Here is a 10,223-nt window from a genome sequence, read left to right on the forward strand (position 1 = left end):
AATGCTTGTTTATAACCAGCCGATGCAGCGATGGATTTAAAGGTCATATCCTCACGTCCACCGTTGAAAGCACGGGCCCCATCTGCCCAGATAATTACTTTAGGCAGTTCTGATGCTTCCAGTACGTGGCGAATCACAAAGTCTACAACTTGTGCAGTAGCACCGTTGATTCCAAAGTTAAATACATCAAGATTTGGATAGCCCTGAGTCGCTAAAGCTTTAGAAAGTGCTGCTGGATCTACTCCTCTGAGAGCGCGGGAGGAGCCAATAATCAACACATCTGGCGGAGTCCCAGTTCTAGCCAAACGCTGTTTATACAATGCTAGTTGCTCGTCTAACTGCCTAACATTAAAACTTGGCATCTGCGATCGCGCTGCTAAAAGAATAGCAGTAGCGGTTGCTTTTTCCTTCAGTGGTGCGGCTGCCAAATTATTTGTCGGGCTATCATCACTTTGGGTAAACTCCGAAGCATTAAATACAGAACTCTGATTTGGAGAAGATTTGGTTTTGGAAGTGCTGGTAAAAAATGTTGTTTTCTCATTCTGAGTTTTCCCAGATATCAAAGATGCCTTTTCACCAGAAGAGGATGAAGGTAAGACACTGGCTACTTTTGGCGAAGGTGTAGTAATTGCAATAATTCGACCCAATACCCAATCAGTTTGAAGGGTAAGCAATAATCCCAGCGTTCCCCACACTAAAGCAACCTTAAGTCCTTGAACATCAGGGCTTTGTTCTCCTGACTGATCGCTTTCGATAAATAGCTGGCTTTGTAACAGGAATTTTTTCGCGGTTGCACTCGTCGTTGTCATCCAATCTCGCGCGATTTCTGTGACAAAAGTTTGAACTTCTTCTGTGGTTAAGTCGGGGCGCAAAATTGGCTCACTAGTTTCAGAGGTTACTAAATCATTAACGTATTTAGAAGTAGCAGCAAATTCTGGAGTTGCTTCTGGTACTAAACGTTGACGATGCTCAATATCAACGCCATAATTCCAAAAAGGCTCTTTATTCCCAGCCCGGCGACCGTAGACACGTACCCCCATAATACCGGGAATTTTTAACTGGCGGATAAACTGCGTAACTTTAGTTGCTACTTGTTGACGCCCTGGACAAACAGGTGCATCACACATGATGTGCAATAAATCATTTTTATTCAGCAGAAGGACGCGAACTCCACCTGTCAATAAACGCCAATCCAGGTCAGGATTGAGTAAACGCTCTAGTAAAAATATGATGGCTGGTTCATCGCCAGTATTCGCCAAATCTAACGGTAATGTGGCAAAGGCGGGATAATTTGTAGCAGGTAAAGCTACAAAATCAATCCAAGTTGGTTCATTGTCGCCTGCTTTTTGTCCGTAAATGGTGGCGGCAAGAATGCCTTGAGGTGCGATCGCTTCTAGCTGCGGTAAAATCGCCTCTAAGCACACTTCTTTGTCGGGGATTGGCGCAGTTCCCAAAGGATCAGAAGCTGGGCTACAAAAAATATGTAGCGTTGATTCTTTCAGAAAAGCTTGGACAGCAACTTTTAACCCTGATAACACCTCAGTTAATAATCGCGCGATCGCTTGTATGTCGCCCCAACGCGCCCATTCTTTGAGCATTACCTCTGGTGGGGTCAAATCCACCCGCAGCAGCCAATCAGGCGCAGTTTCGCCGCTCACCTGGGAAACAATTATTGCATCTTGATAGCCAGTAAGCTTGAGATAACGCAACTTCTGTGCTATCGGTTCAGCAAGCAATGATGCATCAGGGGTATAGCTCGACTGGCAAAATATCCACAGCCGATCTTCTTCCGCCTGAGAGTTCTTTGGCTTATATGGCTTAATCTTTGCCTGTACTGATACACCTAACGTACTCAGAGTTTCGCTCAGATATCGAGCGATCGCTTCTGGGTTCCCTTGGCGTGCCAAACTTTCGTTAGAGACAATTAGCGCCCCAGCCGATTGTTTTGATTTTTCCGAATCTTCTAGCAGCGCTTGCTTTACCTGCTCCAGGTGCTTATCTATTTGATTCAAGTAAACCCGATGACACCATAAGGGGCGCTGTTCCCCTTTTCTTCGGCCATAGACAAATACTTGATATATTGAGGGTTGTTCGTCACTTGTCAGAACATCCAAGTCTGTCTGCTGTAATGCTTGCAGCAAGTCAGATAAAGTATGCCAACGCTGCGGACATTCTGTACCTTCACAAAGAATATGAAGGTTATTTCCCCGTAAGCGAACTTTCACCCCGAAAGTGTTGATCCCTGTTGCTTGGCTTATCCACTGCACTAAGGATTGCTGGCGATCTGGTAATACTGTTTTCATGCTCAGTTAACTTTACAAGAAGCGATTGTTGGGGGATAGTGCCTGCACTTGTAAACTAGAACCATAGGTCTACCATACTCCGACGTTTTTTTTTAACAATTTTGTTACCTTTGTAGCTCATAAAATCGGCCAAGATAGTCTTGTACAGGTTGCAAGTCTGACTAATGTTGAGTTTTGCGTTTATTTTACTAATAGGGAGTCAGAATTAAGAAGTTAGGAGTTACGAGCCAAGAGTCAGAATAATTTTATATGACTGGCTGATGATTTGTCGTTTAAAGTTTGATTCGCGTAACGCCCCTGATGAGCAAAATAAACAACAAGCTTATCTCATTTAAACTCCGTGTCTTGATGATCGTTGAAGTAATCATAATTCCTAACTCCTGTACAGACGCGATTAATGGCGTCTCTCCTAATTCCTGACTCCTTTTGACTCATATTCCCATAACCAAGAATTAGCAATGCCTCCTGCCTACCAACAACCCTCAACTAACCCCGCATCCAATCTGGATTTCTTTAGCATTCCCCAATCCTTCCTTTTACAAATAGGTACAGCGTCTATATTACTGCTGCTCATTACCGGAAAAACTACAGTAAGGGCACTAGAAGCCATAGGGGAGGCAAGTGAAGAATTATTGCGAGGCGATCGCCTACCCAATCTCGACTTCCCAGAGGATAGCGAAACTAATCAAACTTAGAAAATATACACCAAATAATTATTTGCTCAGGAAAAACTTGGTGAGCATTAATTGCACAATCTAGAAGCGTAAACAGTTATTAGCTTTACAACAATAGAGAATATGGGTTCCCTTTTATACTCTTCGTCTCAAACTGCGGATATATACCCGGTGTCGGAATTATTTTTGCGTCATCGTCTCCAGGTAGTGGAAGAATTGTGGGAGTCAGTTCTGAGGCAAGAATGCGGTCAAAACATGGTAGACTTGTTGCGGGAGTTGCGAGATTTGTGCTCACCAGAAGGACAAGCAACAAATGACCAAGCATCCTCAGCCGTAAAATTGATTGAACAACTAAATATCAACGAAGCAATTCGCGCCGCTCGTGCTTTCGCTCTGTATTTTCAGTTGATTAACATCATAGAGCAGGAATACGAACAACGGCAGCAATTGAGTCGCTATGAGGCAGAAACAGAGCCTACAGATGCAGAAATAGCATCTAATGTCAACTATTCTTCTAATCAAAGAGAAGATGACGCGCCTGTTAGCAAGGGAATAGCAGCAGAGTTGCTTAGAAAGAATTATTTAGAAAAAGCGCAAGTCAAACCAAAAGGTACTTTTGCTGCCTTGTTTCCCTATTTATTCAAATTGAATGTACCACCCCAACAAATTCAACGTTTAATTGCACATCTGGATGTGCGTTTAGTTTTCACAGCGCACCCGACGGAAATTGTTCGTCATACCATCCGGGATAAGCAGCGCCAGGTGGTACAACTTTTGCAAAAACTGGATGCTTTAGAAAACCATTCTGGTGCAACAGCTGGGGGATATGGTTGGGAAGCAGCAGATGTACGCGAACAATTGCTCGAAGAAATTCGCCTCTGGTGGCGTACAGACGAACTTCACCAGTTCAAACCCACTGTGCTAGATGAAGTAGATTATGCTCTGCACTACTTCCAAGAAGTTTTATTTGATGGCATTCCTCAACTTTATAAACGTTTTAAACACACCCTATCTAATACCTTTCCTTGGCTAGAACCACCGAGTAAAAACTTTTGTTCTTTCGGTTCCTGGGTAGGCTCAGACAGGGATGGGAACCCATCAGTCACACCAGAAATTACCTGGCAAACAGCTTGCTATCAGCGCAAAATGGTGCTTGAAAAATATATTAAGTCAGTGAAAAATCTGATTGAATTATTGAGTGTGTCGATGCACTGGAGTGATGTCTTACCAGATTTACTAGAATCTCTAGAATTGGATCAGTCCCAGTTGAGTGAGGTATATGACGCACTGGCGCTACGTTATCGGCAAGAACCATATCGGCTCAAACTGGCTTATGTGCTGAAACGGCTAGAAAATACTCGCGATCGCAATCTAGCTTTGTACAATCGGGAAACGCCAAAAAATCAAGATAGTCCCCTGTATATTTCGGGAGCCGATTTTTTAGCAGAACTGCGGATGATTCAGCGCAACTTGACAGAAACAGGTTTAAGCTGTCGAGAATTAGAAAATCTGATCTGTCAGGTAGAAATTTTTGGTTTTAATTTGACACAGCTAGATATTCGCCAAGAATCATCTCGCCATGCTGATGCGCTTAATGAGATATTAGAATACCTGCAAATATTACCTCAACCTTACAACGAACTATCTGAGGAGCAAAGAGTCGCTTGGCTCACAGGAGAACTGCAAACCCGGAGGCCATTAATTCCGGCAGAATTGCCATTTTCTGAGAAAACCAACGATGTAATTGAAACCTTTCGCGTTGTGCGATCGCTGCAACAAGAATTTGGTCTAAATATCTGCAAAACTTACATTATCAGCATGTGCCGCGACGTGAGCGACGTGTTGGAAGTATTACTTTTAGCCAAAGAAGCCAGACTTTTTGACCCCGCCCTTGCTGTCGGAACCATTCAAGTAGTCCCCCTATTTGAAACAGTAGAAGACTTACAACGCTCCAGAAGCGTCATGCGGAAACTGTTTGAACTCCCCTTATATCGCGCTTTGTTAGCTGGCGGCTACGAACAGACAAAAGCAGAAAGTGTTGTGGATGAAAATTCATCCCCCCCTGCTCCCCCTGCTTCTCCAGCACCCTCCCTCCTCTCCCCAAACTTACAAGAAGTGATGCTGGGGTATTCTGATAGCAACAAAGACTCTGGGTTTTTAAGCAGCAACTGGGAAATTCATAAAGCCCAAAAATCACTGCAAAAAATAGCAGAAAACTACGATATAAATTTGCGGATTTTTCACGGACGCGGCGGTTCTGTAGGACGGGGTGGCGGCCCTGCTTACGAGGCGATTTTGGCTCAACCAGGTCATAGTATCAATGGGCGAATCAAGATTACCGAACAAGGAGAAGTTTTGGCTTCTAAATACTCCTTGTTGGACTTGGCATTGTACCACATGGAAACCATTACCACTGCGGTGATTCAAGCTAGTCTGCTGCGGACAGGGTTTGATGATATTGAACCCTGGAATGAGATTATGGAAGAATTAGCGGCGCGATCGCGTCAACATTATCGTGCTTTAATCTACGAACAGCCTGATTTTGTTGACTTCTTCCACGAAGTAACTCCCATTGAAGAAATTAGCCAGCTACAAATTAGTTCCCGTCCAGCCCGCCGTCCATCTGGTAAGAAAGATTTAAGTAGTCTGCGAGCTATTCCTTGGGTATTTAGCTGGACACAAACCCGCTTTTTACTTCCTTCCTGGTACGGCGTTGGCACAGCTTTACAAGAATTCTTGAACGCAGAACCAGAAGAACACTTGAAATTGCTGCGCTACTTTTACGTTAAATGGCCGTTCTTCAAGATGGTGATTTCTAAAGCTGAGATGACGTTGGCAAAAGTAGATATGCAAATGGCACATCACTACGTCCAGGAATTATCAAAACCAGAAGATCAACTTCGTTTTGCCAAAGTTTTTGACCAAATTGCTAGCGAGTTTTATCTCACAAGAGATTTGGTATTAAAAATCACCGATCACAATCGACTCTTAGATGGCGATCCTGTCTTGCAACGATCTGTGCAGTTACGCAATGGCACAATTGTACCCTTGGGATTTATTCAAGTTTCACTACTCAAGCGGCTACGGCAGTCCCTAAATACTACTGCTACTTCTGGAGTCATCCACTCTCGTTACAGCAAAGGCGAGTTACTGCGAGGAGCATTGTTAACTATTAATGGAATTGCAGCTGGGATGAGAAATACAGGTTGATTGGGAGTGGGGAGTGGGGAGATGAGGGAGCAGGGGGAGCAGGGGAGGCAGGGGAAGAAATTGACAAATGATAAATGACAAAAAATAGAATTTTAATTTGCACTTTTTTGGCGCTATCAGCAGGTTTTTTTGGTGCTTACACTAGTGGGCAAATCACCATAATGCTGCATAGCCAAAAGTGCCAAAACCAACCTTGGGGTTTAAAGGAGATGTGCAATGCTTGGATGACACCAGGAGCAATATGGCAAGGTAGCACAACAGGACTATGGACAGGTACTATCTTAGGGGCGTTTGTTGGTGGTTTGGTGACGCGACAAGCTCGTGATTAGTCTAGCGTGAGTTCAATGAACCTCTCCCTGCCTTGAACTAAAGTTCAAGTCTGTCCCTCTCCGAGTCGGAGAGGGAAGGTTTTACGTAGTAAAACCTTCTTAGAGGTTTTTTGATTCAGATCACTTAGACAGGCTTAATTAAGATAAATTTCTCACGCGAAGAATTGCAAATAATCCTCGATCGCAAAAAAGCCAGTAAGCAGGTTTGGTGTCAATAAGGCTGGTAAAATCTACCCATAACGAAGAAGAGTAAATCACCATGCCTACCGAAACTAACCCAGGAAATCAAACTACCACAGGTGCTGATGCTATTGATGAAGCGATCGCACAGGGAATTGATTTTGATGGTTCTCCCATTCCGCCTGCAAAGCTAGAACTTTATGGTAAAGTTATGGCGCTAGAAGGCAATAGACAGCGCAGTGGCGTATCTAATACTATGCGATCGCGCATTGTGCGAATTGGTGCAAAACACATTCCCCAAGCAGAACTCGACCAATTACTTGTAGATGCTGGTTTCGCACCCCTAAAAGAAAAAGAAATTGCCTTTTTCTATAGTGGTAAATAATTGTTAATGTTTTACAACAGTTTTCATTTATTTGAACCAAATATGTTCTAGTGGCGCAGCAATGCCCATTGGTGTCAAATTAGGAAGATAAAGCCCAAATATTGTTGGGTGTTGACACCAATGATAGCTGTGCGCCGCTACGAACTCCAACCTAAGCACTGTTGTATCTACCTAAATGGTCAGGTCAGATGCAAATAAATATTTTCCAGTGGACTCTCTCCCTTGCCACTGTCTTAAACGCATAAATAAACATCTCAAATAACTGCCTGATCTGTATTTGAGCAATATCTACTTATTTTGAGCGTTTAAATTTGTTTTTTACTAAAGCTAAAGAAATTCACTAATCACTCCCCCAAGAATTAACAGTCAAGAGTTAAAAAACTCTAGACTGTTAACTCAAGACTTAGCTTCCAAGTGCTGGGCATGAGCAGGAGATTCAAACTTATACCCTACGCCACGTACAGTTTGAATTAATGCTGGCTGACTAGCATCAATTTCAATCTTCTTGCGAATTTGCCCGATATGGACATCTACAACCCGTTGGTCGCCGACATATTCATAGTCCCATACCTCTTGGATTAGCTCCGCACGCCGCCAAACTCGACCTGGATGGCTGGCTAAAAAATGCAACAAATCAAATTCCAGAGCAGTTAAAGGTACTGCTTGGTTATTAAGTGCCACCTCCCGCCGCACTGGGTCAATCATCAGTTTTTCAAATACCAAGCGTTTTTGCTCGGCAGTAGTTATCACTCGTTGACGCCTCAAAATAGCTCCGACTCTGACTTCTAACTCTCCTAATCCAAAAGGCTTGGTGAGATAATCGTCAGCACCTTTAGCGAAGCCGCGAATTTTGTCAGCTTCGTCAGCACGGCTAGTCAACATCAAAACAAATACACCATTACGACTTTGCATCTCTTGGCAGAGGTTAAACCCAGTTACATCTGGTAAATTCACATCTAGAATTACCAAGTCGGGGTTAAATTGCTCAAATAGAGTTAAGGCTGTCTTTCCATCTTCGGCAGCCTCGACCTGATAGTTCTGCTTAATCAGAAAGCGTTGGATTAAATTCCGAACCGCAGGGTCGTCGTCAACTACAAGAATCTTGGCAGGAGCCATGACCATTACTTTGCACAAAAATTCGTAAGATTAACAAAAGGTTTGCGTAAAAACGCAGTTGCCACTTTGGGGCTAACTAAGAATCTACATGGCTACGGTATAAGATTCCTGATTATTCAAAAAGAAATACTCTAATCAGGATTCTGGGCGATGAGAACGCTAAATTTCTGTTAGGCACAGTATATAAGCGCTCTGACTTTAGCCGCAACAGTTCTTAACACCAAGACACGTTCTTGATCCCAGTTAGGTGGTAACTTAAAACGTCTCAATTTTAAATCGATATGCGGATATATACCACAAGCGATTATTCAGTATAATTAAAAAAATTCTATTAGGGCACAGTAAGTTGCCAAATTTGAAACATTAAAATTGATATTTTCATAAAAACTATGTGTTTTAGGTACTCTCCGTTCAAATTCTAGATTAGAGCCAGAATTAGACAACGACATGAGGGTATACACGGAGTTATAGCGATATGTTAAAGTGGCTATAGTTGAAATTACAAAGTCGATTAAACTGACCCGTGCTACTATCCTGTTAGGGCATAAAATAAGTCGAGACTTTAGTTTCGATTAAAAGAAAACCTAAAGCTGTTTTTTATTCGACAAAAGACTGCCGCTGACTGAGGCTGAAGTAATAAACTCCCATGAGCGATCAAAATCCCTACGACAAACTTGGGGTATCAGAAGAGGCTAGCTTCGATGAAATTCAGGATGCTCGTAATCGCCTATTCGAGCAATATAGTAGCGATGCCAAGCATTTAGAAGTAATTGAAGCTGCTTACGATGCGATTTTAATGGATCGCTTACGGATGCGCCAAGAAGGTAAAATTAAAGTCCCTGAGCGTATTCGGTTTCCAGAGTTACGAGTGCAATCGCCTCTTAAAGAAAGCCCAGCCCCTCGTGAGCAGTCACCTGCATGGCTGCAACGGATGCTGGACAAGCCTTCACCTGCCGATATATTCTTACCAGGAGCTTGGTTTCTTGGTTTGAGTTCTATCAGTGTGTTTTACCCAGAGGGAGGCGATCAAGTTTTGCAGTTGGCATTGGTGGTTGGGGTAGGCGCTAGTATTTACTTTCTCAATCGCAAGGAAAACAAATTTGGCCGAGCAGTTTTGTTCACCCTAGTCAGTTTAATAATTGGCTTAATCACTGGGGGACTAGTTGCTGGCTGGCTCTTACTACAAATACCATTCCTCAATTTGTCATCAAATCAGTTCTCTAGTGTACTAACGTTTATATTGTTGTGGTTGGTTAGTAGTTTTCTACGGTAAATGCTGGCTGTAAGCAAGTTTCCGTACAGAAGACATGGTTTATATGTGTTCTTCTCAAAATTTGAGAGTCAGGAGTCAGAATACCTATTTTGACTCCTATTTTAATTTGCAACCTGAATGCCGAGAAATTCAATCTGTTGCAGCTAGAAAGCTTTTCTAGACAAATTGTTTAGGTTTTAAGACTAAATCTACAGCAGCGCTAAAATCCTTAACGATTAAGTCGGGATGGTAAAGTTCCAATTGGGTGCGATCGCGGATGCCACATTCCACAGCCATCACCTTAACCCCATAATTTTTAGCTGCGGTGATGTCGGCTTCTGTATCTCCCACCATCCAGGTATCAGTAGCCGGGGGCAGTTCTTTTAATGCCCTAGCCATTAACAAGGGCTTATCTTCAATATCACGAGTTTTAACGTAGTCGTTACTCAAGCAATAACAACGGTTTTCTGGGAAAAATCTTCCTAAATCGTGTTTTTTGAAAGCATAATCTAGTTCCCGAACTCGGCGCATGGTCATTACTGCCAAATCAATTCCAGCTTGTTGAATTGTTAACAGTGCATCTACAGCACCAGGCGCAAGGGTGTCATAGTCAAAGTAGGGTTCTGTATGCACAGTTTGCCGCCGCAGTTGGGTAAATTCTTGGGCTTGGGCTTCATCTAATCCAGAATTCAAGGCAATTTGTTTTTCGGGAACGCGCGATCGCTTTAATTGCCAAAATTCCGCTTTCGGAAGTTCTTGCACTACTTGGTCTGG

Annotated in this window: 8 protein-coding genes; 5 read left to right on the forward strand and 3 right to left on the reverse strand. The window is 43.0% G+C overall.

Annotated features, from left to right (window positions below):
• A partial coding sequence (locus tag VE944_RS14330) for a DUF1574 domain-containing protein (protein ID WP_324978067.1) occupies nucleotides 1-2,303 on the reverse strand: 2,303 nt, incomplete at its 3' end.
• 458 nt (nucleotides 2,304-2,761) lie between these two features.
• On the opposite strand from VE944_RS14330, the gene VE944_RS14335 reads away from it, so the two are divergent.
• From VE944_RS14335 to VE944_RS14350, 4 genes are all read left to right on the forward strand, one after another.
• Complete coding sequence (locus VE944_RS14335; RefSeq protein WP_229551635.1) at nucleotides 2,762-2,998, forward strand: hypothetical protein; 237 nt, start codon at nucleotides 2,762-2,764, stop codon at nucleotides 2,996-2,998.
• 102 nt (nucleotides 2,999-3,100) lie between these two features.
• Entirely contained in the window at nucleotides 3,101-6,187 is a 3,087-nt protein-coding gene (ppc, locus tag VE944_RS14340) for a phosphoenolpyruvate carboxylase (protein WP_324978070.1), read from the forward strand.
• A 74-nt stretch (nucleotides 6,188-6,261) separates the two neighbouring features.
• Nucleotides 6,262-6,516: a hypothetical protein gene (locus VE944_RS14345; RefSeq protein WP_324978072.1), complete on the forward strand. Its 255-nt coding sequence runs from the start codon at nucleotides 6,262-6,264 to the stop codon at nucleotides 6,514-6,516.
• Between the two features lie 259 nt (nucleotides 6,517-6,775).
• The gene (locus tag VE944_RS14350; RefSeq protein WP_100898458.1) at nucleotides 6,776-7,081 is read left to right on the forward strand and encodes a small RNA NsiR4-regulated ssr1528 family protein; all 306 of its coding nucleotides are present in this window, start codon (nucleotides 6,776-6,778) and stop codon (nucleotides 7,079-7,081) included.
• A gap of 396 nt (nucleotides 7,082-7,477) precedes the next feature.
• On the opposite strand, the gene VE944_RS14355 is transcribed toward VE944_RS14350, so the two are convergent.
• Complete coding sequence (locus VE944_RS14355) at nucleotides 7,478-8,197, reverse strand: response regulator transcription factor (protein WP_324978076.1); 720 nt, start codon at nucleotides 8,195-8,197, stop codon at nucleotides 7,478-7,480.
• Nucleotides 8,198-8,843: 646 nt separating this feature from the next.
• Here VE944_RS14355 and VE944_RS14360 point away from each other — a divergent pair.
• Nucleotides 8,844-9,470, forward strand: coding sequence for a CPP1-like family protein (locus tag VE944_RS14360; RefSeq protein WP_324978078.1), 627 nt, complete (start codon nucleotides 8,844-8,846; stop codon nucleotides 9,468-9,470).
• 156 nt (nucleotides 9,471-9,626) lie between these two features.
• On the opposite strand, the gene VE944_RS14365 is transcribed toward VE944_RS14360, so the two are convergent.
• A partial coding sequence (locus VE944_RS14365; protein WP_324978080.1) for an HAD family hydrolase occupies nucleotides 9,627-10,223 on the reverse strand: 597 nt, incomplete at its 5' end.

The organism is Nostoc sp., assembly GCF_035638895.1.
GTDB lineage: Bacteria > Cyanobacteriota > Cyanobacteriia > Cyanobacteriales > Nostocaceae > Nostoc.